This is a genomic window from Micromonospora sp. WMMD975 (genome assembly GCF_029581215.1).
In the GTDB taxonomy this organism is placed as follows: Bacteria; Actinomycetota; Actinomycetes; order Mycobacteriales; family Micromonosporaceae; genus Micromonospora.
On sequence record NZ_CP120739.1, the window covers coordinates 1368450 to 1395401 of the forward strand.

Sequence of the window (26952 nt, forward strand, 5' to 3'; positions counted from 1 at the left end):
GTGCGCGGTGCCACTAGTTGGCCGTCCAGCCCCCGTCGAGGGCGATCGAGGCGCCGGTGAGGAACGCGGCGGGCGGCGCGCACAGGTACGCCACCAGCTCGGCCACCTCCTCCGGCTCGATCAGCCGCTTGATCGCCGCCCGGGCCAGCATGATCTTCTCCACCACCTCGTCCGCGCCGATGCCGTGACTGGCCGCCTGGTCGGCGATCTGGCTCTCCACGAGCGCGGTCCGCACGTACGCCGGGTTGATGCAGTTGGCCGTCACGCCGTGCCCGGCGCCCTCGAGCGCCACCACCTTGGACAGGCCCTCCAGGGCGTGCTTGGCCGAGACGTACGCCGCCTTGTACGGCGAGGCACGCAGCCCGTGCACGGAGGAGATGTTGACGATCCGGCCCCAGCCGTTCGCGTACATCCGGGGCAGCGCCCGGCGGATGAGCAGGAATGGCGCCTCCACCATCACCCGCTGGATGTACTCGAAGCGTTCCACCGGGAAGTCCTGCACCGGCGCGACGTGCTGCAACCCGGCGTTGTTCACCACGATGTCGGCATCGACGTCGAGCCGGTCCACCGCCTGCGGGTCGGCCAGGTCGATGCCCTCGGCCCGGCCGCCCGCCTCGGCGGCCACCGCCTTGGCCGCCTCCACGTTGCGGTCCAGCACCACCACCGCCGCGCCGGCCGCCGCCAACCGCAGGGCGCAGGCCCGCCCGATGCCGCTGCCACCGCCGGTCACCAGGGCGGTACGACCGGAGAGGTCGACGTGTACGACGTGGGGGACCGCCACGGGTTCTGCCGTCATGGCGCAGAAGTTACGAGGCGTGTGGCCCTCGGGCACATGGGGCGTCGACACATACTCGACCGCTCCGGTGTGTGGTGCCGTGCGTCACCGACCGCCCCCGGCGTGTCCGCCGGTCCGGCCGCGCGGTCCCATCGGTAGGGTGTCGAACACACGTACTGCTGGCGGCTCGGGGAGGAGGCGGCGTGCGGGTGCTGGGCGTCGACCCGGGGCTGACCCGGTGCGGGGTCGGCGTGGTCGAGGGCGTGCCGGGCCGCCCCTGCACCCTGGTCGCCTACTACGTCGTCTACACCGATCCGGCCGACGAGCTGCCGATGCGCCTGCTGCACCTGGACCGTTCGCTCACCGACCTGGTCGCCGAGCACCGGCCGGACGCGGTGGCGGTGGAGCGCGTGTTCAGCCAGCACAACGTGCGTACCGTGATGGGCACCGCCCAGGCCAGCGGCGTGGCGGTGCTGGCCGGTGCGCGCGCCGGACTGCCGGTGACGACCTACACGCCCAGCGAGGTGAAGGCGGCGGTGACCGGTTCCGGTCAGGCCGACAAGAAGCAGATGACCGCCATGGTCACCCGGCTGCTGCGGTTGGCGGAGCCGCCGAGGCCGGCCGACGCCGCCGACGCGCTGGCGCTGGCCATCTGTCACGTCTGGCGCGGCGGCACCCGGTCCAAGCTGGCCGCCGCGGCCGACCAGGCCCGACGAGGAGGGGCGCGACGATGATCGCAAGTGTGCGCGGCACGGTGACCGCGACCGGTCCGGACCACGCTGTGGTGGAGGTGGGTGGCATCGGCCTCGCCGTGCAGTGCGCCCCCGGCACCATCGCCGACCTGCGGGTCGGCCAGCCGGCCCGGCTGGCGACCAGCCTGGTGGTCCGGGAGGACTCTCTCACCCTCTACGGCTTCGCCGACGACGACGCCAAGGCGCTGTTCGAGCTGCTCCAGACCGCGAGCGGGGTCGGCCCCCGGCTGGCCCAGGCCGTGCTCGCCGTGCACACCCCGGACGCGATCCGTAAGGCGATCGCCAACGCCGACCTCGCCGCGCTGACCCGGGTGCCGGGCATCGGCAAGAAGGGCGCCGAGCGGCTCGTGCTGGAGCTGCGGGACCGGGTCGGCCCGGTGGCGATCGGCCCGGACGGCGCGGGCGGCGTGACCGCCGGCGCGTGGCCGGAGCAGGTGCGTCAGGCGCTTGTCGGGCTCGGCTGGTCGGCCGCCCAGGCCGAGCAGGCGGTGGTCGCGGTCGCCGAGACCGTCGACGGCGAGACGCCGCCGGTGCCGGTTCTGCTCAAGCAGGCGATCCGCCTCCTGGGGCGCACCCGATGACCAGCGTGAGCCGGCCGGCGGGGGACGTGCGCGGATGAGCAACGACAACCTGGTCTCGGCGTACGTCAACGACACCGACCTGGACGCGGAGGCCAGCGTCCGGCCGAAGCGGCTCGCCGAGTTCATCGCCCAGGACCGGGTCCGCGACCAGCTCGACCTGCTGTTGCAGGGCGCGATGCGGCGCGGTTCCCCACCCGACCACATCCTGCTGTCGGGCCCACCCGGCCTCGGGAAGACCAGCCTGGCCAACATCGTCGCCGCCGAGCTGGGCACGGGCATCCGGGTGACCAGCGGGCCGGCGATCGAGCGCTCCGGCGACCTGGCCGCGATCCTGACCAGCCTGGCCGAGGGCGACGTGCTCTTCATCGACGAGATCCACCGGATCGCCAAGCCGGCCGAGGAACTGCTCTACAGCGCCATGGAGGATTTCCGGGTCGACGTGGTGGTGGGCAAGGGGCCGGGCGCCACCGCCATCCCGCTCGACGTGGAGCCGTTCACGCTCGTCGGCGCCACCACCCGTGCCGGCCTGCTGACCGGGCCGATGCGGGACCGGTTCGGCTTCGTCGCGCACCTCGACTTCTACTCGCCGGCCGACCTGGAGACGCTGCTGCACCGGTCCGCGCGGATCCTCGGCGTGCCGATCACGCCGGACGGCGCGGCGGAGATCGCCGGCCGGTCCCGGGGCACGCCGCGGATCGCCAACCGGCTGCTGCGCCGGGTCCGCGACTATGCCGAGGTTCGGGCCGACGGGGTGGTCACGGTGGAGACCGCCCGGTCCGCGCTCACCGTCTACGACGTGGACGCGCTCGGCCTGGACCGGCTCGACCGGGCGGTGCTGACCGCGCTCGTCGACTCGTTCCGGGGTGGCCCGGTCGGGGTCTCCACCCTGGCCGTGGCGGTGGGGGAGCAGCCGGACACGGTCGAGGAGGTCTGCGAGCCGTTCCTGGTCCGGGCCGGTCTGCTGGCGCGTACGCCCCGGGGCCGGGTGGCCACGGGGGCTGCCTGGCATCATCTCGGCCGGATTCCCCCGAATGGTACATTTGGCGCGGACACCCCTCCGGGGCCCGATCTGTTCTCGACCCAGATCGACCAGCCGTGATCCGTTCGTGATCTGTGTCGCGTTCGGTCTTCTCAGGAGCAGGGACTAGACTTCGCCGCGGTCTGTACAGGACGTGAGAATCCGCCTCCGCAGCGGCGCCCCCCGGGGCCGGCGGGGGCCAACCGGAAGGTCGACACCGTGCTTTACGCAGCAGCGAGTGGCGGGGGAGCCGGCGGTCTGACGCCGATCCTCATGATCGCTCTGCTCTTCGTCGTCATGTACTTCATGATGATCCGTCCGCAGCAGAAGCGCCGTCGCGAGGCGGAGCAGATGCAGTCCGCCCTCGCCCCCGGCGACGAGGTGGTCACCATCGGCGGCCTGCACGGCACGGTCACCGCGATCGAGGACGAGACGGTCCTGCTGGAGGTCGCGCCGGGCGTGCAGACCCGTTATGCCCGTCCCGCCATCGCCCGGGTGGTCAAGCGGGCCGAGGCGCCCGAGGCGGAGACGATCAGCGAGGAGACCGAACCGGTCAAGGAGTGACCATCGCCCCGAACGGGGCAGCGGAAACACCCCCCAGAAGTGGATAGTTGGGTCGGCGTCCGACGCCGGCACGCGGCCAGGCCCGCGCGATGCCCCCGCGTCGCGACCGGGTCGGCGTGCCGGTCACCGGCGCCGGCCAGCCGGAGCAGTCGGGCGGACACCCCCGGCCCGACAGTTGTCGCCGCCGTGGAAACGGCGCGACCGTACAGGGAGACAGGACAGCCGTGGCACCACCTCAGGGACAGATGCGCCCCGGACGGCAGCTCGCCGTGCTCGGGTTCATCTTCGTCGTCCTCTATCTTTTGGTGTTCTTCTCGGGTGGCGCCAGTGGTGGCTGGAAGGACCGGCTGGAGCCCCGGCTCGGCCTGGACCTCATCGGCGGCACCCGGCTGACGCTCGAGGCCACCAACACGGTCGACGGCAAGCCGCCGACCTCGGAAAACCTCGAAGAGGCGCGCCAGATCATCGAGAGCCGGGTCAACGGCTACGGCGTGGCCGAGGCGGAGGTGGTCACCGAGGGCAACCGCAACATCGTCATCTCCCTGCCCGGCGAGAACCGTGACCTGACCGACGTGGGCAGCGCCGCCGAGCTGCGCTTCCGCAAGGTGCTCAAGGCCACCGACGGCAGCGGCGCCGCCGCCGCGCCGCCACCGAGCCCCAGCGCCACCCCGGCCCCGTCCGGCAGCGCCCAGCCCTCGGGCAGCGCCACGCCGAAGTCGTCCGGCAGCGCGTCGCCGAAGCCGAGCAGCAGCGCCAAGGTCAGCGCGTCGCCGAGCGCCGGTGGGCAGGGCGGTATGGCCCCCGCGCCGAGCGCGAGCGCCACGCCGTCGGCCACGCCGAGCGCCGCCGCGCCGAGCCCGAGCGCCAGCGCCGAGCCGGTGCCGCAGAGCATCGAGCAGCAGCGCCAGGCCGTGCAGCAGAAGGTGGGCGCCGCCGCGTGGGCCGCCGCCTCGGGCCTCCAGGCCCCGGCCGACCTCGCCACCGACCCGTCGCTGGCGGACAAGCTCAAGCCGTTCGGCACGCTGACCCCGCAGGAGGTCGCGGTGCTGCCGGTGGAGATGCAGTTCAACGTCCCCACCATCACCTGCGCCCAGCTCGACAAGCGGCCGGCCGCCTCGATCAAGGACGAGAAGCAGAAGGCGGTGGCCTGCGAGTCCGGCGCGAAATACCTGCTCGACGTGGCCAAAGTGCTGGGCACCGACGTCAAGGACGCCTCCGCCCAGCTCGACCAGACCAGCTCCTGGGTGGTCAGCCTCAACTTCACCGGCAAGGGCCAGGAGAAGTGGACCGCGCTGACCCGCGAGTCGTTCAACAACGAGGGTCAGGCGTGCGACCAGACCGCGCTCGGCCAGGACGGCAAGTGCCGGGTCGCCGTGGTGCTGGACAACGAGATCGTCTCCTCGCCGGAGATCCAGGGCGTGCTCACCGGCGACTCGCAGATCACCGGCAGCTTCGACAGCAAGTCGGCGAACGCGCTCGCCAGCCAGCTCCGCTACGGCGCACTGCCGGTGACGTTCGTCCCGCAGGAGCAGCAGAACGTCACCGCGACGCTGGGCTCCAGCCACCTCCAGGCGGGTCTGCTGGCGGCCGGCATCGGCATGCTCCTCGTCATCATCTACTCGTTCTTCTACTACCGGCTGCTCGGCTCCGTCATCTTCCTCAGCCTGGTGCTCTCCGCGCTGCTGGTCTTCGGCGCGCTCGTGGTGCTCGGCCGGTCGATCGGGTTCACGCTCACGCTCGCCGGCATCGCCGGCATGATCGTCTCGCTCGGCGTGGCGGCGGACTCGTTCGTCATCTACTTCGAACGGCTCAAGGACGAGATCCGCGAGGGTCGCAGCCCACGTAGCGCGGTGCCGCGGGCCTGGGTCCGGGCCCGCCGGACGATCATCTCGGCGAACGCCATCACGCTGATGTCGGCCGTGGTGCTCTACATCGTGTCGGTCGGCACGGTAAAGGGCTTCGCCTTCGCGCTCGGCCTGGCGACCGTGCTGGACCTGGTCGTCGTGTTCCTCTTCCGTCACCCGATCATGACGATGTTCGCCCGCACCCGGGCGTTCCTGTCCCCGCGGGTGAGCGGTCTGGGCCGGGCGCTGCCGGCCCGGTCGGCCGAGTCGGGCACGGCCCGCAACCCGCGCGTCAAGGAGGCCTGAGATGGCTAAGAGTGGTCTGGCCGCCCGGCTCTACCGTGGCGAGGCCGATCTCAACATCGTCGGCAAGCGCAAGCTCTGGTTCGGTGTGGCCGGCGCGCTGGTGCTGATCGCCGTGCTGAGCTTCGCGCTCAACGGCTTCAAGCTCGGCATCGAGTTCGCCGGCGGCAACTCGTTCCAGGTGCCGGCCAGCGTCGGCACGCTGGACCGGGCCGAGCAGACCGTCGACGAGGCGCTGGCCGCCGAGGCCCCCGACGTGCAGGTGGTAACCGCGCAGAAGGTCGGCGGCACCAGCGGCGAATACTACGAGATGCGCACCGGGCAGCTCACCGCCGAGCAGGCCAACGCGGCCAAGACCGCGATGGCGGAGAAGTTCGGCATCCAGGCCGACCAGATCAGCGGCAGCCAGGTCTCCGAGGCGTGGGGCAGTCAGGTCACCTCGCGGGCGTTCCTCGGCCTGCTGATCTTCCTCGCCGTGGTGACGGTCTACCTGGTGCTGCGCTTCGAGTGGCGGATGGCGGTCGCCGCGATCATCTCGCTGCTCACCAACCTGGTCCTCACCTCCGGCATCTACTCGCTCGTCGGCTTCGAGGTCACCCCGTCGACGATCATCGGTTTCCTCACCATCCTGGGCTTCGCGCTCTACGACGTGGTGGTGGTCTTCGACAAGGTGCAGGAGAACACGCGGGGCATCACCGCGAACAACAACCTCACCTACGGCGAGGCGTCCAACCTGGCGCTCAACCAGAGCCTCATGCGGTCGCTGAACACCTCGGTGGTGGCGCTGCTCCCGGTCGGCGGCCTGCTGTTCATCGGCGCCGGCCTGCTCGGCGCGGGCACCCTGAAGGACCTGGGCCTGGTGCTCTTCGTCGGCATGGCGGTGGCGTTCCTCACCTCGATCCTGCTGGCCACGCCGCTGCTGGTGCTGCTGAAGAACCAGGACCCGCGGATCAGCGCGCACAACAAGCGGGTGCATGCCCGCCGGGCGGCCATCTCCCGGGGCGAGGTCACGCCGAAGGGCGCCCCGCGTCCCGCGCCGAGCGGCGACCAGCCGGCCGAGGCGGACGCGGCCCTGGCCGGCGCCGCGCCGAAGGTCGGCGCGCGCCCCAGCGGCAAGCGCCCCAGCGGCGCCCGGGGCGGCCGTCCCGGCGGGGGCAACCGGCCGGGCGGCGCGAAGCGCCGCTGACCGCGGAACCCGGACGGAACCGACCGGACGGCGTCCGTCATGCTGTCTCCACCGCATGACGGACGCCGTCGCCGTTTCGAGAGGACATGGGACGCACCGTGACGGAGACCCACACCGCAGGCGTACGGGGAGACAGCGGCCCGGAGGCCGCCCAGCTGGTCGCCAGCCGGACGCTCGACGTGCCGGACTTCCCCAAGCCGGGGGTCATGTTCAAGGACCTGATGCCGCTGTTCGCCGACGGCGTGGCGTTCCGCGAGGTGATCGACGGGATCATCGCCTACCACGGGCCCGACTCGTTCGACGCCGTGGTGGGCATCGAGGCGCGCGGGTTCGTGCTGGCCGCGGCCGTCGCGTACGCCACCGGGGTCGGCGTGGTGCCGGTGCGCAAGGCCGGCAAGCTGCCCCGCGCGACCCATTCGGCCTCCTACGCGCTGGAGTACGGCGAGGCGACGCTCGAGGTCCACCAGGACGCGTTCACCGCCGGCCACCGGGTGCTGGTGCTCGACGACGTGCTCGCCACCGGCGGGACCGCCGAGGCCACGCTCGACCTGGTGGAGCGTGCCGGCGGCACCGTCTCCGGCTTCACCGTCCTGCTGGAGTTGGGCTTCCTCGGGGGCCGGGAGCGGCTGGCCCCGCGTCCGGTCCATGCCCTGTTGACCGTGTGACCCGCCGGCACCCGGTCGGTCCGCCGGCACGGGGCGTCCGGGGGAGCGGCGGCGCACCCTGCGTACCGGTAGGATTGCCCATTGCCTGACCGGGCGGGTGACCGTCCGGGCGGCGAAGCCGCCGGGGCGCAGCCCCGGTGGCCGGCGCGGAACAACACCGACCCCCGGGTCGGTTGGACCAGACGTCGGCCCGACGGCCGGCGCATCCCGGCGAACGGTGAGGAGGCCGGTGTCCAACGATGTCGTCCCTCCGGTGGAGGGCACGGTGCACCCGACAGGCGACGCGGACGGCTCGGTGACCGAGCACGGCGGCAACACGCCCGCCGGGGCGAACGGCGGCACGCCGGACGCGACGGCCGACGGCGACGCGGTGGTGGTGCCGTTCCCGACCGACGGTGACCCCTCGACCAGCGGCGGTTTCGCCCTCTCCAACGCGCCGACCGGCCGGCGGGTGCGCGCCCGCCTGGCCCGGTTCAACGCGCCCTGGCAGACCTCGCAGGTCAGCGAGGTGCTGGAGCCGCTGATCTCCGCCCACCGGGACGCCCATCCGAAGGCCGACGCGCGCCTGTTGCAGCGTGCGTTCGACACCGCCGCGCGCTGGCACTCGGGGCAATATCGCAAGTCCGGCGACCCCTACATCACGCACCCGCTCGCGGTGGCGACCATCCTGGGCAACCTGGGCATGGACACCACCACGCTGGTGGCGGCGCTGCTGCACGACACGATCGAGGACACCGAATACACCCTCGACGCGATGCGCGCCGACTTCGGCGGCGAGGTCGCGCTGCTCGTCGACGGCGTGACGAAGCTCGACAAGGTCAAGCTGGGCGACGCGGCCAAGGCGGAGACCATCCGCAAGATGGTGGTGGCCATGGCGAAGGACCCCCGGGTCCTGGTGATCAAGCTGGCCGACCGGCTGCACAACATGCGGACGCTCACCTTCCTGCCCCGCCCCAAGCAGGAGCAGAAGGCCAAGGAGACGCTGGAGATCCTGGCGCCGCTGGCGCACCGCCTGGGAATGAACACGATCAAGTGGGAGCTGGAGGATCTGGCCTTCGGCACGCTGTTCCCGAAGCGGTACGAGGAGATCCTGCGCCTGATCGGGGAGCACCAGCCGCAGCGGGAGTCGCTGCTGCGCCAGGTGACGCAGAAGGTGGGCACCGACCTGAAGGCCGCCAAGATCAAGGCGGAGACGACCGGCCGGCCGAAGCACCTCTACTCGATCTACCAGAAGATGATCGTGCGGGGTCGCGACTTCAACGACATCTACGACCTGGTCGGGGTGCGGATCCTGGTCGACACGGTGCGCGACTGCTACGCGGCGCTGGGGGTCATCCACGCCAACTGGCAGCCGGTGCCGGGCCGGTTCAAGGACTACATCGCCATGCCCAAGTTCAACATGTACCAGTCGCTGCACACGACTGTCATCGGGCCCACCGGCAAGCCGGTGGAGATGCAGATCCGCACGTACGCGATGCACCGCACCGCCGAGTTCGGCATCGCCGCGCACTGGAAGTACAAGGAGCACAAGGGCACCCAGGTGGTGGGCCCGCCGGCGCACATCGACGAGATGACCTGGCTGCGGCAGTTGCTGGACTGGCAGCGCGAGGCGGCCGACCCGAGCGAGTTCCTGGACGCGCTGCGGTTCGACCTGTCCAGCCAGGAGGTGTACGTCTTCACGCCGAAGGGCGACGTCATCCCGCTGCCGACCGGGTCGACGCCTGTGGACTTCGCGTACGCGGTGCACACCGAGGTCGGGCACAAGTGCATCGGCGCGCGGGTCAACGGCAAGCTGGTGCCGCTGGAGTCGACGCTGTCCAACGGCGACGTGATCGAGATCTTCACGTCGAAGTCCGACACGGCCGGCCCGACGCAGGACTGGTTGGGCTTCGTCAAGAGCCCCCGGGCACGCACCAAGATCCGGCAATATTTCAACAAGGAGCGGCGCGAGGAGGCGATCGAGGCCGGCAAGGACTCGATCGTCAAGGCGATGCGCAAGCAGGGCATGCCGTTGCAGCGGATGCTCACCTCGGACGCGCTGATGGCCATCGCGCGGGACCTGCACCTCGCGGACGTCGCCTCGCTCTACGCGGCGGTCGGCGACAGCCAGGTCTCCGCGCAGTCGGTGGTGCAGAAGCTGATGGCGTCCTACGGGGGCGAGGAGGGCGCGGCGGAGGACATCGCCGAGACCGCCGTCGCCACCCGGCCGCCGCGCAGCCGGCAGAGCAGCGCCGACCCGGGCGTGGTGGTCCGCGGCGTCAGCGACGTCTGGATCAAGCTGGCCCGCTGCTGCACGCCGGTGCCCCCGGACTCGGTGTTCGGCTTCGTCACCCGCTCCGGCGGGGTCAGCGTGCACCGCGACGACTGCGCCAACGCCGAGGACCTGCGGGCCCAGCCCGAGCGGGTGGTCGAGGTGAGCTGGAAGCTGACGTCGGCCTCCACGTTCCTCGTCGCCATCCAGGTGGAGGCGCTCGACCGGCACAAGCTGCTCGCCGACGTGACCCGGGTGCTGTCGGAGGAGCGGGTGAACATCCTCTCCGCGACGGTGACCACCACCCGGGACCGGGTGGCGGTCAGCCGGTTCAGCTTCGAGATGGCCGACCCGAAGCACCTGGGGCACCTGCTGGCCGCGGTGCGCAAGGTCGACGGGGTCTTCGACGCGTACCGGGTGACGTCCGGGGCCTGAGAGCCTGCGCACGGAAAACGCCCGCCGGTCCGACCGGCGGGCGTTTCTCGTCGGACTCGGGGTCAGCCCTCGATGTCGCTCATCGTGACCTTGGTCATCACGATCTCCTTCTTCGGGTGACCACCGCCGGCCTGCTCGGCGAACGCGCCGTCGTCACCGGCGGCGGCGACCTGCTTTACCACGTCCATGCCGCCGGTGATGGTGCCCAGCACGGTGTAGTTCGGGTCGAGCTGGCTGTCGCCGTACACGATGAAGAACTGGCTGCCGGTGCTGCCGGGCTGGCCGGAGTTGGCCATCGCGATGACGCCCTCCGGGTACGGCGGGCGCTTGTTGGTGGGGAGGTTCTCCTCGGCCAGGTTGTAGCTCGGCCCGCCGGTGCCGTCGGTGTCCCGCCAGCCCTTGCCGGTCGCGCTCGGGTCGCCGCACTGGAGCACCTTGATGCCCTCGGTGACCAGCCGGTGGCACTTGGTGTTGTCGAAGAAACCCTTACTGGCCAGGTGGGTGAAACTGCCGGCGGTGCAGGGCACCGCCGCCCGGTCGAGCTTGGCGGTGATCGGGCCCAGGTTGGTCTCGATCGTCATCGTCTGGCTGCCCTTGTCGGCCTGCTGCGTCGGCGGCAGCCCGACGTCCTTGATCTGCGCCGGACGCCCCTCCTTGGGCACCTCCGTGTAGGCGCACTGGGCGAAGCCGGCGGCGGCGGTGTCGCCGGACTTCTCGTCGTCGTCGCCGAGCGACGTGACGAGCCAGACGGTGCCGGCCACGACGAGCACCAGCACGGCGGCGGCGCCGACGATCGCCTGCGTCTGCCGGCGCTTGCGGGCCTTGCCGGCCCGCTCGGCCATCTCCCGTTCGAGCCGGGCCCGCGCCGCCGCCCGCTGGCGGTCTCTGGTGGACGTCACGGTCACTCCTCACCTGCTGGGTATCCGGGGGACGGCGCCGGGCGCCGCCAAGTCAAAAGGTCGATCAACGCCCGCTCAACGGCGGGTCATCCGGCGCTGGGGCTGCTCGCCGGCTCGCTCGGCGCGGGCGGCGAGGCGTTCGGCTCGCCGACGGTGAGGCTCTGGATCACCACGTCCGTCTTCGGCTTGACCTTGACGCCGCCGCCGTTGTCGACGGTCGGCAGCGCGCCGATCTTTTCCACCACGTCCAGCCCGCCGGTGACCTTGCCGACGATGCTGTAGGCCGGCTTGGCCGGGTTGAAGTCCTTGAAGAAGATCAGGAACTGGCTGCCGTTGCTGCCCGGCGGGCTACCGATCATGGCGACCGTGCCCTTCGGGTACGCCGGCGGCTCGCCGGGGGCAGGCGAGGCCGACGGGCTGGGCTCGGGCGCGGAGGGGACGTTCTCGTCGTAGAACGTGTAGGTCGGCCCGCCGATCCCGGTGCCGCTCGGGTCGCCGCAGCGCAGCGCGCCCTCGCTGGTGATCTCGTGGCACTTGGTGTCGTCGTAGAACTGCCGGCCGGCGAGGTGGGCGAGGCTCGCGCTGCCGCAGGGGGCGGCGGCCTGGTCCAGCTCGACGGTGATCGGCCCGCCCTGGTTGGTGGTGACAGTCATCGGCCGGGTGCCCGACGTGGGCAGGTCCCGGGTGGCCGGGGTGCCGACGTCCTTGAGGTTGGTGTTCCCGGTGGCGTCCTGCGGGGTCCAGAGGCAGGTGTCCTCGGCGGCCTGTTTCTCCGGCTCCGAGTCGAACGCGCCGAGCGCCCAGGCCGAGCCGGCCACGATCAGCACGAGCACCACCGCGGCGCCCACACCGGCCTGGATCTGCCGGCGACGCCGCGCGGCCGCGGCCCGCCGGGCGAGTTGCCGGTCGAGCTTGGCCCGCGCCAGTTTGCGCTGCCGGTCCCTGCTGGAAGCCACAGGTGCTCCCCTTCCTCTGCCTGATCGTCGTCGGCGTCGCCGGCACCGCCCGCGCTGCGAATCGGGGTGCGCCACGCCACACGCCCGCCAGAGTGTACGGGTACCGACTGTGAATGTGGTGTACGAGGTCCGCACGCGCTTATCGGATGTGGTCACTGGGATCAGCGGGACGCCCGGTGCCGGTGGCGGCAGAAACCCGCTCGCCGGTGCGACTAGGCTGCTGAGCGACGACGACGACCGGACGGAGAGGGGACGGACGTGCTCGTGGCCGGCTTTCCCGCGGACGCCTTCGGCACCAACTGCTACGTGGTGGCGACCGGGCCGGGGGAGCAGTGCGTGGTGGTCGATCCCGGCATCGGGGTGATCGACCGGCTCGACGCCGTGCTCGCCGAGCACCGCCTGCATCCGGCCGCCGTGCTACTCACCCACGGCCACCTCGACCACACGTTCTCGGTCGCGCCGGTCTGCGGCGCGCGGGGCATCACCGCCTACGTGCACCCGGCCGACCGCGAGCTGCTCGCCGACCCGACCAAGGCGCTCTCGGCGGACCTCACCGCGCTGTTCGGTGGGCGGCTGCCGTACACCGAGCCGGACGACGTGGCCGAGCTGACCGACGGCGCGACGCTGTCGCTGGCCGGGTTGGAGATCACCGTCGACCACGCTCCCGGCCATACCGGCGGGTCGGTGCTGTTCCGGCTGCCGGGCGCCGGCTCGCCCTGGGAGGCGGACGAGGTCTGCCTCTCCGGTGACGTGCTCTTCGCCGGCTCGATCGGCCGCACCGACCTGCCGGGCGGCAGCATGCCCCGCATGCTCGCAAGCCTCCGGGACAAGGTCCTCCCGCTGGCCGACGACACAGTCGTCCTGCCCGGCCACGGCCCCGCGACCACCGTCGGCCGCGAGCGCGCGACGAACCCGTACCTCGTCGAGGTGGCGGGCGACGCGCGCCCGGCCGCACCCACCCGCGGCCTCTAGCCGCCCGTGCCATCCCCGCGCGGTCCGCGCGGGATCAAGGAGTACGCCATGAGCAAGCCCACGCCCATCTCCGGCTTCCCCGAGTGGACGCCGGCGCAGCGGATGATCGAGCAGTTCGTGCTGGACCGGATCCGCGCCACGTTCGAGCTGTACGGCTTCGCGCCGCTGGAGACCCGCTCGGTCGAGCCGCTCGACCAGTTGCTGCGCAAGGGCGAGACCTCGAAGGAGGTCTACCTGCTGCGCCGGTTGCAGGCCGACGCCGACGGCCCGGCCGGCGACGACGCGCTCGGCCTGCACTTCGACCTGACCGTGCCGTTCGCCCGCTACGTGCTGGAGAACGCCGGCAAGCTCCAGTTCCCGTTCCGCCGCTACCAGATCCAGAAGGTGTGGCGGGGGGAGCGCCCGCAGGAGGGCCGCTACCGGGAGTTCCTCCAGGCCGACATCGACATCGTCGACCGGGACACGCTGCCGGCGCACTTCGAGGCCGAGATGCCGCTGGTGATCGGCGACGCGCTGCGCTCGTTGCCCATCCCGCCGGTGCGCATCCAGGTCAACAACCGCAAGATCTGCGAGGGCTTCTACCGGGGCGTCGGGCTGACCGACCCGATGGCGGCGCTGCGCGCCGTGGACAAGCTCGACAAGCTCGGCCCGGCGAAAGTGGCCGAGCTGCTCGCGGAGGCCGCCGGGGCGAGCGAGGCGCAGGCCAAGGCATGCCTGGCGCTGGCCGAGATCTCCGCGCCGGACGCCTCCTTCGCCGACGCGGTGCGCGCCCTGGGCGTGACCGACCCGCTGCTCGACGAGGGCATCGCCGAGTTGACCGCCGTGATGGAGACCGCCGCCGCGCACTCGCCGGGGCTCTGCGTCGCCGACCTGCGCATCGCCCGTGGCCTGGACTACTACACCGGCACGGTCTACGAGACGCAGATGGTCGGCTATGAGCGGTTCGGCTCGGTCTGCTCCGGCGGCCGGTACGACAACCTGGCCAGCTCCGGCAACGTCCGCTTCCCCGGGGTGGGCATCTCGATCGGGGTGACCCGGCTGCTCGGCCTGCTCTTCGGCGCCGAGGCGCTGTCGGTGTCCCGGTCGGTGCCGACCTGCGTGCTTGTCGCGGTCACCGCCGAGGAGGACCGCGCGGCCAGCGACGCGGTCGCGGCGGCGCTGCGCTCGCGGGGGGTGCCCACCGAGGTGTCGCCGTCCGCGGCGAAGTTCGGCAAGCAGATCCGGTACGCCGAGCGGCGCGGCATCCCGTACGTCTGGTTCCCCGGCGCGGACGGTGACGAGGTGAAGGACATCCGCTCCGGCGAGCAGGCGCCCGCCGCGGCGGGCGAGTGGACCCCGCCGCGGGCGGACCTCGCGCCGCTGGTCGCCGGCACTGGCGCCTGACGCCGATTGCACCTACGGTGGCGTAAGTTACGCCACCGTAGGGAGAACGTCGTGTCCGTGCTCAGCCAGACCGCTCTGCTCACCGAACTCGAACCGGTCGTGGAGAAGAACCTCGACCGGCACCTGTCGCTGGCGAAGGAGTGGTTCCCGCACGAGTACGTGCCGTGGAGCGCCGGTCGCACGTTCGACGGTCCGCTCGGCGGCGAGGCATGGTCACCGGCGGACTCGACGATCCCCGACGCGGCCCGCACCGCGCTGATCGTCAACCTGCTCACCGAGGACAACCTGCCCTCCTACCACCACGAGATCGCCACGCTGTTCGGCCGGGACGGCGCGTGGGGCACCTGGGTGCACCGGTGGACCGCCGAGGAGGGGCGGCACGGCACCGCGATCCGGGACTACCTCACCGTGACCCGGGCCGTCGACCCGGTGGCGCTGGAGCGGGCCCGGATGGTGCACATGTCCGCCGGCTACCGCAACGCCCACGACGACGAGGTGCTGCACTCGCTGGCGTACGTGTCGTTCCAGGAGCTGGCCACCCGGATCTCGCACCGCAACACCGGCCGGGCCACCGGCGACCCGGCCTGCGAGGCGCTGCTGGCCCGGGTGGCGGCGGACGAGAACCTGCACATGGTCTTCTACCGCAACCTGCTCGCCGCGTCGTTCGAGCTGGCGCCGAGCCAGGCCATGCGCGCGGTCGCCGACGTGCTCGCCGACTTCCAGATGCCCGGGGTGGGCATCGACGGTTTCGCCCGCAAGTCGGTGGCGATCGCCCTGGCCGGCATCTACGACCTGCGCCAGCACCGGGACGAGGTGGTGGTGCCGGTGCTGCGTCAGTGGAACCTGTTCGAGGTGACCGGCCTCAACGGCGACGGCGAGGCCGCCCGTGAGCAGATCGCCGCCCAGCTCGACACGCTGGAGACCCAGGCGTCCCGGTTCGAGGAGCGCCGCGCCGCCCGCGCCGCCCGCCTGACCCCCACCCGCTAACCCCCGAAGGCAATCCGGTGATCATGAGGTTGGCGGCGGTGTTGATCTCTGCTGGTGCCGCCAACCTCATGATCACCCGTGTGGTGCGGGGGTCGGGGTGGCGGGGGTCTGACACCTGGTGACGATGTTGTTGCTCGGGCGTTACATCGGGTGGCGGTGCGAATCCGGGCAAACTTGCGTCTTGCTTACGATCTTAAATATGTGAATACTTTGGTCAGCCCGGACGGTTTCCCCAGGTCGGCCGGGTTGTCCTCGGGCGTGTCCCCATCACAGCGCCCGTTCACCCCCGTTCGGAGGTTGTCACATGCGACCCACGAGGTCCACGCTCTGTCGCGCCGCCGCCGTCGCCGTGGCCGGTACCCTGGTCACCGGCTCGCTGCTCGGCGCGCCCGCCCAGGCGGCCCCCACCCCCGCCTCGCCCGACGCCGCCGCCACCCTCGCCGCCAAGCTCGGCGACCGCGCCGCCGGCACGTACGCCGACGCCAGCGGCAAGATGGTCGTCACGGTGACCGACGCCGCCGCCGCCCGCCAGGTGCACGCCGCCGGCGCCACCCCGAAGCTCGTCACCCGCGGCGCCAACCAGCTCAAGGCCGCCACCGGGGAGCTGGAGCGCTCCGCCAAGATCCCGGGCACCGCCTGGTGGACCGACGCCGCGACCAACCAGGTCGTCGTCTCGGTGGACAGCACCGTCACCGGCGCCAAGCTGGAGCGGGTCAAGGCCGCCGCCGCCCGCACCGGTGGCGCGGTCCGGATCGAGGCCGAGGCCGGCACCCTGACCACCCGGATCTCCGGCGGCCAGGCCATCTACACCGGCGGCTACCGCTGCTCGCTCGGCTTCAACGTGCGCAGCGGCTCGACCTACTACTTCCTCACCGCCGGGCACTGCACCAACCTGGGCTCGACCTGGTACTCCAACTCCGGCCAGACGTCCGTGCTCGGCACCCGGGCCGGCACCAGCTTCCCGGGCAACGACTACGGCATCGTCCGGCACAGCAACTCGGCCAACGCGGCCGGCAACGTCTACCTCTACAACGGCAGCTACCAGGACATCACCTCGGCCGGTAACGCCTACGTCGGCCAGTCGGTCCGGCGTTCCGGCAGCACCACCGGCCTGCGCAGCGGCACCGTCTCGGCCACCAACGCGACGGTCAACTACGCCGAGGGCAGCGTCTCCGGCCTGATCCGCACCAACGTCTGCGCCGAGGGCGGCGACAGCGGCGGCTCGCTGTTCAGCGGCAGCACCGCGCTCGGCCTCACCTCCGGCGGCAGCGGCAACTGCCGCACCGGTGGCACGACCTACTTCCAGCCGGTCACCGAGCCGCTCAGCGTCTACGGCGTGAGCGTCTTCTGATCCGTACCCCAACGAACGGGCCGCCGGGCGACCGGCGGCCCGTTCCGTGCGTGCCGGAACCGCGGTCACCGGACCCGGGTGGGTCCGGGCCGGGTGGTGGGTGGGAGTGTGTGGCCGTGGACAGGACAGGTACCGGCCGGTGAACGCCTCCCCGGCCGACGTGGGTGACGCGGACGACCGGCCGCCGTCCGCCTGGTCGCCGCTGCGGTCGGCCGCGTTCCGCAATCTGTGGCTGGCGGTGCTGGCCAGCAACGTCGGCATCTGGATGCAGACCGTCGGCGCCCAGTGGCTGCTCGTCGACCGGCCCGGCGCGGCGACGCTCGTCTCGCTCGTGCAGACCGCCAGCATGCTGCCGGTGCTGATGCTGGCGCTGCCGGCCGGCGCGCTCGCCGACACGTTCGACAGGCGGCGGCTGCTGATCGCCGTGCAGTGCTTCCTGGCCGCCGTCGGGGCGCTGCTCACCGTGCTCACCGCACTCGGCCGGATGCCACCGGCGCTGCTGCTCACCCTCACCTTCGGCCTCGGCGTCGGCCAGGCGCTCACACTGCCCGCCTGGCAGGCGGTCATCCCCGAGCTGGTGCCCAGGTCGCAGATCGTCTCCGCCTCGGCGCTCGGCTCGATAAGCGTCAACCTGGCCCGCTCGGTCGGGCCGGCGGTGGCCGGCGTGCTGGTGGCCCAGGCCGGCGTGCCGGTGGTCTTCGCGGTCAACGCGGCCACGTTCGCCATCTTCGCGGTGACGCTGCTGCGCTGGCGCCCGGGACGCCGGGACCACGTCGCCACGCCGGAGCGGTTCACCGCCGCGCTGCGCGCCGGCGGCCGGTACGTGCGGCACTCTCCGGTGGTCCGCCGGATCCTGCTGCGGGCGGCCCTGTTCGTGGTGCCGGGCAGCGCGCTGTGGGCGCTGCTGCCGCTCGTCGCGAGCCGCCGGCTCGGTCTCGGCGCCGGTGGGTACGGCGTGCTGCTCGGCGCGCTCGGCGTCGGCGCGGTGGCCGGCGCTCTGGTCCTGCCCCGGATCCGCCTGGCGCTCACCAACAACCAACTGCTGCTCCTGGCCGGGCTGCTCTACGCGGCGGTGCTCGCCGTGCTCGCGCTGGTGCCGGTGCCGGCCGTGGCGGTGGTCGCGCTGCTGCCCGCCGGGCTGGCCTGGATGACGGTGCTGTCAAGCGTGAACGCGGCCATGCAACTGTTCCTGCCCGGCTGGGTACGTGCCCGCGGCCTGTCGGTCTTCCAGATGGTCTTCGCCGGCGGCCAGGCGCTCGGCGCGGTCGCGTGGGGCGCGCTCGGTGAGGTCATCGGCCTGGTCGGCGCGCTCACCGTGGCGGCTGTGGTGATGGCGGCCGGGGCGCTCAGCGTGCTGCTCTGGCCGCTGCGGGAGACCGGGAGCGTGAACCGGGACCCGGCGATGTTCTGGCCCGAGCCGCACCTGGTGCTGGAGGCGCCGGCGCGCGACGGCCCGGTGCTGGTCACCGTCTCGTACACGGTGCGCCCGGAGCGGCAGGCCGAGTTCGTCGAGGCGATGCGGGCGGTCGGCCGGTCCCGCCGGCGCACCGGCGCGATCCGCTGGGGGCTGTTCCGGGCCGGCGAGCGGGCGCACGGCTTCGTCGAGGTCTACGCGGTGCCGACGTGGGAGGAGCACCTGCGCCAGCACAGCGGCCGGCTCACCGGAGGGGACCGGGTGGTGGAGGAACGGGCCCGGGCGCTCGCCGAGGACGACATCCGGGTCAGCCACCTGCTGCCGGCCGAGCCGCGGTGACCGGCGGGTGCCCGGAGGGCGGCCGGTCCACCCTGACAGAATGCGGGGGCAGCCCGACGATGAGGAGACATCAGCCGTGATCCGTACCCACAATGCCGGAAGCCTGCGCGCCGCGGACGCCGGCTCGACGGTGACGCTCGCCGGGTGGGTGGCCCGCCGGCGCGACCACGGCGGTGTCGTCTTCGTCGACCTGCGCGACGCCTCCGGCGTCGTGCAGGTGGTGCTGCGCGAGGAGGACGCGCACGCGCTGCGCAACGAGTTCTGCGTGAAGGTCACCGGTGAGGTGACCCGCCGGCCCGAGGGCAACGAGAACCCCGAGCTGCCGACCGGCGAGGTCGAGGTGACCGCCGCCGCGCTGGAGGTGCTCTCCGAGGCCGCGCCGCTCCCGTTGCCGGTGGACGACCAGATCGAGGCCGGCGACGACATCCGGTTGAAGTACCGCTACCTCGACCTGCGCCGCGGTGGCCCGGCGCGGGCGATGCGGCTGCGCTCCCGGGCCAACCAGCTCGCCCGCACGGTGCTGCACGAACGGGACTTCCTGGAGATCGAGACTCCGACGCTCACCCGCTCCACCCCGGAGGGCGCCCGCGACTTCCTGGTCCCGGTGCGCCTCCAGCCGGGCAGCTGGTACGCGCTGCCGCAGTCCCCGCAGCTGTTCAAGCAGCTCCTCATGGTCGGCGGGATGGAACGCTACTACCAGATCGCCCGCTGCTACCGGGACGAGGACTTCCGCGCCGACCGGCAGCCGGAGTTCACCCAGCTCGACATCGAGATGTCGTTCGTCACCGAGGACGACGTGATCGACCTCGGCGAGGCGATCGTGGCGAAACTCTGGTCCGAGCTGGCCGACCACGAGATCACCCGCCCCATTCCGCGGATCACCTGGCACGACGCGATGGCCCGGTACGGCTCGGACAAGCCGGACCTGCGCTACGGCGTCGAGCTGACCGAGCTGACCGACTACCTGCGCGGCACCGGGTTCCGGGTGTTCGCCGGCGCGATCGACGCGGGTGGTTACGTCGGCGCGGTGGTCATGCCGGGCGGCGCGTCGCAGAGCCGCAAGGAGCTGGACGGCTGGCAGGACTGGGCCAAGGCGCGCGGCGCGCGCGGCCTGGCGTACGTGGTGCTCGACGCGGAGACCGGCGAGGCGCGCGGCCCGGTGGCGAAGAACCTCTCCGAGGCGCACCTCGCGGGCCTGGCCGACGCGGTCGGCGCGAAGCCCGGCGACGCGGTCTTCTTCGCCGCGAGCACGAACACCCGGGAGGCGCAGGAGCTGCTCGGCGCGGCCCGGATCGAGATCGCCAAGCGGGCCGGGCTGGTCGACGAGAGCGCGTGGGCGTTCTGCTGGGTGGTCGACGCGCCGATGTTCGAGCCGACCGACGACGGCGGCTGGACCGCCGTGCACCACCCGTTCACCTCGCCGAACGCCGAGTGGGTGGACCGGTTCGAGTCCGCGCCGGACCGGGCGCTCGCCTACGCGTACGACATCGTCTGCAACGGCAACGAGATCGGCGGCGGCTCGATCCGTATCCACCGGGGCGACGTGCAGCAGCGGGTGTTCGACCTGCTCGGCATCACCGCCGACGAGGCGCAGGACAAGTTCGGCTTCCTGCTGGAGGCGTTCAAGTACGGCGCGCCGCCGCACGGCGGCATCGCGTTCGGCTGGGACCGGGTCTGCATGCTGCTGGCCGGCGCGGACTCGATCCGCGAGGTGATCGCGTTCCCGAAGACCCGTGGCGGCTTCGACCCGCTGACCGGCGCGCCCACCCCGATCACCGGGCAGCAGCGCGCCGAGGCCGGCATCGACGCCAAGCCGAAGGCCCCGGCCGCCCCGCACGCCGGCACCGCCGGCCCGGCCGCCCCGGTGGCCGACCCGACCTGATGCACCTGCTCGTGGTGGGTGCCAGCGGGTTCCTGGGCGGGGAGGTGTGCCGCCAGGCGGTCGCCGCCGGGCACCGGGTGGTCGGCACCCACCACCGGGCCGCCGTCGCGGCGCCGGGCGTCGCGTCGCGCCGGCTCGACGTCACCGACCGCGCCGCCGTGCGCGCGCTGCTGACCGGGGTACGCCCCGACGCGGTCGTCAGCACCCCGTACCGCTTCGACGACTGGGCCGTCACCGCCGACGGGGCGGCCCACGTCGCGTCCGCCGCCGCCGAGGTGGGGGCGCGGCTGGTGCACCTGTCCAGCGACGCGCTGCACGCCGGTCGGCCGGAGCCGTACGCCGACGACGAGACGCCCTCACCGGTGTATCCGTACGGGGCGGCGAAGGCGGCGGCCGAGACGGCGGTGCGGGCGGTGGACCCGGCCGCGCTGCTGGTGCGGACCTCGCTGATCCTGGGGGAGGGGAGCAAGCAGATCCAGCGGTGCCGGGACGCGCTCGCCGGCCGGGCCACGCTGTTCAGTGACGAGATCCGCTGCCCGGTCGACGTCACCGACCTGGCCGCGGCGGTGCTGGAACTGCTGCCTACCGAGCTGGCCGGCCCGCTCAACGTGGCCGGCCCGGACCAGGTCAGCCGCGCCGACATCGGGCGGCTGCTGGCCCGCCGGCTCGGCGTCGACCCGGCCGGGCTGCGGACCACCACCACGGTCGCCGCCGGCCTGCACCGCCCGGTCGAGGTACGCCTCGACTCGACCCGCGCCGCCGGCCTGCTCCGGACCCGCCTGCGCGGCGTCGCCGAGCTGTTCGCCTGACCGACCCGAATTGCACAATCTCTTTGCATGGGTCTTGTGCATAGAAAGTATGCACAGTTATTGTGCACTCATGGAACGTGCGGAGAAGCCCGAGCCGCGTCAGGTGCGGCTCGACCACCGACAGGTCCGGGTGCTCGCCCACCCGATGCGGATGCGCCTGGTCGGCGCGCTGCGGGTGAACGGACCGGCCACCGCGACCCGGCTGGCCGAGCTGCTCGGCACCAACACCGGCGCGACCAGCTACCACCTGCGCCAGCTCGCCGAGGTGGGCATGGTGGTCGAAGACCCGAATCTGGGCACCGCCCGGCAGCGGTTCTGGCGGGCCGCGCACGACGTGACCAACTGGGAGAGCAGCGACTTCGACGACGACCCGGACGCGCGCGCCGCGATCGAGTGGATCGAGGCGGACTACTTCCGCTTCTTCGCGCACCACGCCGAGCGGTGGTCCGCCCGGCGGCACGAGTGGTCGGCGGACTGGCGCGACGCGTTCGGCATGGGTGACTTCTTCATGCGCATACCGGCCACCCGCCTCGAGGCGATCAAGGCGGAGGTCTTCGCGGTCTTCGAGCGCCACCGCGACGAGACCGACCCCGACGATCCCGACGCCGAGCTGGTGCAGCTCTACCTCGCCGCCTTCCCGCTGGGCCCGGTCATGTCGACCACCGAGGAGAAGCAGTGAGCGCCCTGTCCGTACGTCAGATCCGGTTCCGCTACCTCACCCTCTACGGCCTGCGCTGGCTACCAAGCGGCCTGCTCATGACCGTGATGATCCTGCTGATGCAGGAGCGCGGGCTGACGCTGTCCCAGATCGGCCTGGTCGCCACCGCGCAGGGCCTGGTCGTGCTGGCGCTGGAGCTGCCCACCGGCGGCTTCGCCGACGCGCTCGGTCGCAAGCCGGTCCTGCTGGTCGCCTGGATGGTCGGCCTGGCCTCCCTGGCGCTGATGGCGGTGGCCGACTCGTTCTGGATGTTCTTCCTGGTCTGGGCGTTGCAGGGGGTCTACCGGGCGCTCGACAGCGGCCCGCTGGAGTCCTGGTACGTCGATGCCACACTGGCCGCCGACCCGGACGCCGAGTACGAGCGCGGCCTCGGCTGGGCCGGCACCGTCATCGGCGTCGCCATCGGCGCCGGCGCGCTGCTCGGCGGCGGCCTGGTCGCCCTCGGCCCGATCGGGCCGGTCAGCGCGCTGACCCTGCCGGTGCTTGTCGCCGTCGCGCTCCAGGCGGTCTCGATCGTGGCGCTGCTGGCGCTCATGGCCGAACAGCGCCCGGCCTCGGGCCCGGCCGCGCTGCGCGCCTCGGTGTTGGAGGCACCCCGGATGGTCGGCCACGCCGTCGGCCTGCTGCGCCGCAACCGGGTCCTGCTGGCACTGGTCGCGGTCGAGCTGTTCTGGGGCTTCGGCATGGTCACGTTCGAGTCGCTGCTGCCGGTCCGGCTCTCCGAGGTGGTCGGTGACGCCGACCGGGCGGCGGCGCTGCTCGGTCCCGCCGGCTCGGCGGCCTGGCTGGCCAACGCGGCCGGCGCCGCGCTCACCCCGTTCCTGCTGCGCCGCCTCGGGGCCGCCCCGGCCGCCGCGCTGATGCGCGTGCTCCAGGGCGGGACAGTGGTCGGCATGGGTCTGCTGGCCGGCCCGGTCGGCGTGCTCATCGCGTACCTGGCCTGCTACACCGTGCACGGCGCGTCGAATCCGCTGCACATGGGGCTGCTGCACCGCCAGGTCGACGGCCCGTACCGGACCAGCGTGCTGTCGCTGAACTCGATGATGGCCCAGCCGGCCGGTGCGCTCGGCGCGGTGGTGCTGACCGCGCTGGCGGACGTCACGAGCATCAGCGTCGCCATGCTGGTCGGCGCCGTGATGCTCGCCGTGGCCGCGCCGCTCTACCTGCCGGCCTGGCGCGCCAGCCGGGCCGCCGCGCGCTCCGGAGCCGCCGAGCCCGGGGCCGTCGAGCCCGAATTCGCGGAGTCCGGGGCTGCCGAGTCTGAGGTTGCGCGCCCCGTGGTAGGTCCGGTCCCCGCCACCGGTCCCGACGGGAGCCCCGCCGGCCCCGGTCCGGTGGCCGTTCCGGTGAGGGCACCATCCGCCGGCGCGGGAACTGACGCCGGGGCCGGCGCGGGGGCGGGGGCGGGGGCGGGGGCCGGCGGTGGAGCTGGGGCCGCAGGCCGGTCCATCTGACGGATGTCACCCGGCGCCGGGTGACGAGGTCACCGGAGGCTACAAACTTGATGACACGAACGACTCACGCCGGGCACCGGAAGAGCGGACAGCGCCCGATCCATCTGTGCCATCAAGTTTGTAGCAACACGCACGTCCACCCGGCGGCCTCCGTCGCGTCACCCCACCCCGTTCGCCGGGCCGCGGCCACGTCGCCAACCGGTTCCCGCCGCACGCCGTCGAGCCGCCGATCATGGAGCGGGCGATCGTGGCGCGGTGCCGGTGAAGCCGAGCCGGCGGTAGAGCCGGATCGCGCCGACGTTGACGGTGTAGACGCCCAGCGCCACCTGGTCGTACCGGGCGAACAGCGCGCGCGTCATCCCGGCGGTCAGCGCCGCGCCCAGGCCCCGGCCGCGATCCCCGGGCGCCACGGTCAGCCCGGCCAGGAAACCGATGTCACCCCGGCTGCGGTCGGCGCCGCAGGCGATGAGGCGCTCGCCGTCCCGGATGCCGTACCAGTCGACGATGCCCGGATCGCCCGGCCGGGAGGTGGTGCCGGGGTATGCCTCCTCGACGAGCGCGGCCAGCGCGGGGTGGTCGGCCCCGGTGAGCCGGACCACCCGCTCCTGTCCCGGCTGCCGCGCGGGCGGGTCGGTGGCCCAGAGGAAGTCCCACTCGCCGGTCCGGGCCACCGGCAGGCGCGCGGCCACCTCGGCGGCCGTGGCACGGGGCAGGTTCACCGACTGGCCGGGCCGCAGCGTTCCGTCCGCCCAGAGGTCGGCGAAGGCGTCCAGGGCCGGGCCGGGCGCGCCGACCGCGCCGCCGGCCGACGACTCGCCCGGCGGGAGCAGCCAACCGACCGTGCCCTCGCGCCGCCACCCGCGTACGGCCTGGTCGCGCCGGAGCGCGTGCCGGACGTACGGGTGGTGGCCGGTCGCGGCGAGCAGCGCGTCCCGTCCGGTCAGCACCTAGTCGGCGGCGATCATGCCGCCAGCCTACGAGAGGAGAGGTCATGACCCCCATCCGCTCCGTCCGGGCGGTGCACCTGCCCGGTCCGCGCTGTGTGCTGCGCGAGTGGACCGACGCGGACACGCCGGCGCTGTACGCGTTGCTGAGCGAGCCGGCCGTGGCCGACGGGCTGCTGGACGACGAGACACCCACCCTCGACGCGGTCCGCGCCGCGCTGACGGCGTGGCGGGAGACGGCCGGCGGCGACCCGCGCCCGGCGTACCGCCTCGCGGCGGTCGACGGCGACCGGTTGGTCGGCCTCGGTGTGCTGACCGTGACGTCGGTCGAGCATCGGCGCGGCGAGATCGGCTACGCGGTGCGTACCGCGTTCTCGGGCACCGGACTGGGCACGGAGATCGCGCGACTGCTGCTGGATCTCGCGTTCGGGCAGGTGGGGCTGCACCGGGTGGAGGCGACGACCCGGCCCGACCACGCCGCGTCCCGACGGGTGCTGGAGAAGGCCGGCCTGCGTTCGGAGGGGGTGAGTCGCGACCACCTCCTCGTACGGGGTCGCTGGCGGGACTCGGCGCGGTACGCGATTCTCGCCACCGACCGGTTCCACGGTGGAGATTGACGAACAGACCGATCGGGTACATCCGTCGCCGACCTACTGGGAACCCCCACCGGAGGAACGACATGCTCGCCATTCTCGCGGCCATCGTGTTCGGCTTCGCGCTGCTTCTCGACTTCATGAACACCGACCTCGGCGCCCCGGATCTGTTCAGCACCTCGACCCTCATGCTGATCGGCTTCCTGCTGCTCTCGCTCTACCTGGCCGGGGTCGGCTCCGGCCCGCGCGGTGGCGGTGGCGGTCGCTGGTACCGGGGTCGCCGTCCGGGTCGCGGCTGACCGGAAACGACCACCTGGGTCGGGTCGGCGGCGCGATTCCGGCGTCGTCGGCCCGGCCCGGTACTGTTCTCGGGATGGAATCCGACGCCCTCTTCACCCTCGGCGAGCCCGCCGGAGCGCCCGACGCTCCCGCGGCTCTCGGCGGCGGCGACGGGTTCACCGCCACCCGGGCGGATTCTCCGCTGCCGGTGCGGATGCGACCGGCCGGCATCGACGAGCTGGTCGGTCAGGACCATCTGCTCGCTCCCGGCGCGCCGTTGCGGCAGTTGGTCGAGGGCGCGGCGCCGATGTCGGTCATCCTCTGGGGCCCGCCCGGCAGCGGCAAGACCACCATCGCCCACCTCGTCGCACGCGCCACCGACAGACGTTTCGTGGCGATGTCCGCGCTGACCGCCGGGGTGAAGGACGTCCGCGCGGTCATCGAGACCGCCCGACGGCAGCGCCGCTCCGGTGGCCCGCCGACAGTGCTCTTCATCGACGAGGTGCACCGGTTCAGCAAGACCCAGCAGGACTCGCTGCTCGCCGCCGTCGAGGACCGCACGGTCACCCTGCTCGCGGCGACCACCGAGAACCCCTATTTCTCGGTCATCTCGCCGCTGCTGTCCCGGTGTGTCCTGCTCACGCTCCAGGCGCTCGACGACGACGCGGTCCGCGGGCTGCTGCGCCGCGCGGTGATCGACGAGCGCGGTCTCGGCGGCGCGCTGGTGCTCACCGAGGAGGCGGAGGACCACCTGGTCCGGCTCGCCGGCGGCGACGTCCGCAAGGCGCTCACCGCGCTGGAGGCGGCGGCGGCCACCGCGACCGCCACCGGCGCCGGACGGATCGACCTCGCCGTGGCCGAGCAGGCGGTCGACGTGGCGGCGGTCCGCTACGACCGGGACGGCGACGCCCACTACGACGTGACGAGCGCCTTCATCAAGAGCATGCGCGGCTCGGACGTGGACGCGGCACTGCACTGGCTGGCCCGGATGCTTGTGGCCGGCGAGGATGCCCGGTTCATCGCCCGCCGCATGGTGATCTTCGCCAGCGAGGACGTCGGGATGGCCGATCCCGCCGCGCTGACAGTGGCCACCGCCGCCGCGCACGCGGTCGAATACGTGGGCCTGCCCGAGGCGCAGCTCAACCTCGCCCAGGCGGTCATCCACCTGGCCACCGCCCCGAAGTCGAACTCGGCCACCACCGCCATCGGCGCCGCCGTCGCCGACGTACGCGCCGGTCGGGGCGGTCCGGTGCCGCGCGGGCTGCGCGACGCCCACTACTCCGGAGCGCGCGGCCTCGGGCACGGGGCGGGCTACCGCTATCCGCACGACGACCACCGGGGGGTGGTCACCCAGCAGTACGCTCCGGACGACCTCGTGGGGACCGACTACTACCGGCCCAGTGGGCACGGCGCGGAGCGGACGGTGGCCACCCGGCTGCCGGTGCTGCGCCGGATCGTCCGCGGGTTGCCCACACCTGTGACGCGGGGGGAGGCCGGTGCGCCGGCAGCCGCGACCGGGGCGCGGGCGGACGGCACCGAGCCGGCGGGCGGGGCGAACGAGGGCGGCGGCGACGCCGCCGAGGGGGGTCAGCAGTGAT

23 protein-coding genes and 1 pseudogene are annotated in these 26952 nt (G+C 72.8%); 20 read left to right on the plus strand and 4 right to left on the minus strand.

The annotated features are described in order from the left end of the window. Positions 1-13 precede the first annotated feature (13 nt). Complete coding sequence (locus O7613_RS06095) at positions 14-796, minus strand: 3-hydroxybutyrate dehydrogenase (protein ID WP_281583762.1); 783 nt, start codon at positions 794-796, stop codon at positions 14-16. Between the two features lie 182 nt (positions 797-978). Between O7613_RS06095 and ruvC the strand changes: the two genes are divergently transcribed. The 8 genes from ruvC (at position 979) to O7613_RS06135 (ending at position 10374) form a co-directional block, all read left to right on the plus strand. After that, positions 979-1509 (plus strand): crossover junction endodeoxyribonuclease RuvC, encoded by a 531-nt coding sequence (ruvC, locus tag O7613_RS06100; RefSeq protein WP_281583761.1) that lies wholly within the window; start codon positions 979-981, stop codon positions 1507-1509. After that, a complete protein-coding gene (gene ruvA, locus O7613_RS06105) occupies positions 1506-2108 on the plus strand; it encodes a Holliday junction branch migration protein RuvA (RefSeq protein WP_281583760.1) in 603 nt (200 codons plus the stop codon). The genes ruvC and ruvA overlap by 4 nt, the downstream gene beginning before the upstream one ends. Before the next feature lie 34 nt (positions 2109-2142). Further along, positions 2143-3207, plus strand: coding sequence for a Holliday junction branch migration DNA helicase RuvB (gene ruvB, locus O7613_RS06110; RefSeq protein WP_281583759.1), 1065 nt, complete (start codon positions 2143-2145; stop codon positions 3205-3207). Between the two features lie 138 nt (positions 3208-3345). Continuing rightward, positions 3346-3690, plus strand: coding sequence for a preprotein translocase subunit YajC (gene yajC, locus O7613_RS06115; protein WP_281583758.1), 345 nt, complete (start codon positions 3346-3348; stop codon positions 3688-3690). A 224-nt stretch (positions 3691-3914) separates the two neighbouring features. Continuing rightward, positions 3915-5840, plus strand: coding sequence for a protein translocase subunit SecD (gene secD / locus O7613_RS06120; RefSeq protein ID WP_282292668.1), 1926 nt, complete (start codon positions 3915-3917; stop codon positions 5838-5840). A 1-nt stretch (position 5841) separates the two neighbouring features. Beyond that, positions 5842-7023, plus strand: a complete 1182-nt coding sequence (gene secF / locus O7613_RS06125) for a protein translocase subunit SecF (protein WP_282292669.1) — start codon at positions 5842-5844, stop codon at positions 7021-7023. A gap of 98 nt (positions 7024-7121) precedes the next feature. Further along, a complete protein-coding gene (locus tag O7613_RS06130) occupies positions 7122-7688 on the plus strand; it encodes an adenine phosphoribosyltransferase (protein ID WP_281583755.1) in 567 nt (188 codons plus the stop codon). Positions 7689-7941: 253 nt separating this feature from the next. Continuing rightward, positions 7942-10374, plus strand: a complete 2433-nt coding sequence (locus O7613_RS06135) for a bifunctional (p)ppGpp synthetase/guanosine-3',5'-bis(diphosphate) 3'-pyrophosphohydrolase (protein WP_282294488.1) — start codon at positions 7942-7944, stop codon at positions 10372-10374. Between the two features lie 62 nt (positions 10375-10436). Here O7613_RS06135 and O7613_RS06140 read toward each other — a convergent pair whose 3' ends face one another. Both O7613_RS06140 and O7613_RS06145 read right to left on the minus strand, forming a co-directional pair. Then, positions 10437-11273 (minus strand): peptidylprolyl isomerase, encoded by an 837-nt coding sequence (locus O7613_RS06140; protein WP_282292670.1) that lies wholly within the window; start codon positions 11271-11273, stop codon positions 10437-10439. Between the two features lie 86 nt (positions 11274-11359). Then, positions 11360-12229 (minus strand): peptidylprolyl isomerase, encoded by an 870-nt coding sequence (locus O7613_RS06145; protein WP_281583753.1) that lies wholly within the window; start codon positions 12227-12229, stop codon positions 11360-11362. 258 nt (positions 12230-12487) lie between these two features. Between O7613_RS06145 and O7613_RS06150 the strand changes: the two genes are divergently transcribed. The 9 genes and pseudogenes from O7613_RS06150 to O7613_RS06190 all read left to right on the plus strand — a co-directional run. Beyond that, complete coding sequence (locus O7613_RS06150; RefSeq protein WP_282292671.1) at positions 12488-13201, plus strand: MBL fold metallo-hydrolase; 714 nt, start codon at positions 12488-12490, stop codon at positions 13199-13201. Between the two features lie 48 nt (positions 13202-13249). Continuing rightward, the gene (hisS, locus tag O7613_RS06155) at positions 13250-14584 is read left to right on the plus strand and encodes a histidine--tRNA ligase (RefSeq protein ID WP_281583751.1); all 1335 of its coding nucleotides are present in this window, start codon (positions 13250-13252) and stop codon (positions 14582-14584) included. Between the two features lie 51 nt (positions 14585-14635). Continuing rightward, positions 14636-15571, plus strand: a complete 936-nt coding sequence (locus O7613_RS06160; RefSeq protein ID WP_282292673.1) for an acyl-ACP desaturase — start codon at positions 14636-14638, stop codon at positions 15569-15571. Between the two features lie 304 nt (positions 15572-15875). Continuing rightward, on the plus strand, positions 15876-16922 hold the full coding sequence (locus O7613_RS06165; RefSeq protein ID WP_282292675.1) for a S1 family peptidase: 1047 nt from the start codon (positions 15876-15878) through the stop codon (positions 16920-16922). Positions 16923-17061: 139 nt separating this feature from the next. Then, a complete protein-coding gene (locus tag O7613_RS06170) occupies positions 17062-18675 on the plus strand; it encodes an MFS transporter (RefSeq protein ID WP_282292677.1) in 1614 nt (537 codons plus the stop codon). A 76-nt stretch (positions 18676-18751) separates the two neighbouring features. Then, positions 18752-20557: an aspartate--tRNA ligase gene (aspS, locus tag O7613_RS06175; RefSeq protein WP_282292679.1), complete on the plus strand. Its 1806-nt coding sequence runs from the start codon at positions 18752-18754 to the stop codon at positions 20555-20557. Continuing rightward, entirely contained in the window at positions 20557-21366 is an 810-nt protein-coding gene (locus tag O7613_RS06180; RefSeq protein WP_282292680.1) for a sugar nucleotide-binding protein, read from the plus strand. The genes aspS and O7613_RS06180 overlap by 1 nt, the downstream gene beginning before the upstream one ends. Before the next feature lie 70 nt (positions 21367-21436). Beyond that, positions 21437-22045 carry a helix-turn-helix domain-containing protein gene (locus O7613_RS06185; protein ID WP_282292682.1) on the plus strand — a complete coding sequence of 203 codons (609 nt, stop codon included), beginning with the start codon at positions 21437-21439 and terminating at the stop codon, positions 22043-22045. After that, positions 22042-23265 (plus strand): annotated as a pseudogene (locus O7613_RS06190) (MFS transporter); the annotation flags it as partial. The gene O7613_RS06185 and the pseudogene O7613_RS06190, both read left to right, overlap by 4 nt. 503 nt (positions 23266-23768) lie before the next feature. Here O7613_RS06190 and O7613_RS06195 read toward each other — a convergent pair. Continuing rightward, on the minus strand, positions 23769-24485 hold the full coding sequence (locus O7613_RS06195) for a GNAT family N-acetyltransferase (RefSeq protein WP_282292685.1): 717 nt from the start codon (positions 24483-24485) through the stop codon (positions 23769-23771). Positions 24486-24529: 44 nt separating this feature from the next. Here O7613_RS06195 and O7613_RS06200 point away from each other — a divergent pair, with 44 nt between their 5' ends. From O7613_RS06200 to O7613_RS06210, 3 genes are all read left to right on the plus strand, one after another. Beyond that, positions 24530-25099 carry a GNAT family protein gene (locus O7613_RS06200; RefSeq protein WP_282292686.1) on the plus strand — a complete coding sequence of 190 codons (570 nt, stop codon included), beginning with the start codon at positions 24530-24532 and terminating at the stop codon, positions 25097-25099. A 62-nt stretch (positions 25100-25161) separates the two neighbouring features. Then, positions 25162-25374: a hypothetical protein gene (locus tag O7613_RS06205; protein ID WP_018785054.1), complete on the plus strand. Its 213-nt coding sequence runs from the start codon at positions 25162-25164 to the stop codon at positions 25372-25374. A 74-nt stretch (positions 25375-25448) separates the two neighbouring features. Next, positions 25449-26951 (plus strand): replication-associated recombination protein A, encoded by a 1503-nt coding sequence (locus tag O7613_RS06210; RefSeq protein WP_282292688.1) that lies wholly within the window; start codon positions 25449-25451, stop codon positions 26949-26951. The last annotated feature ends 1 nt before the right edge of the window (position 26952 follow it).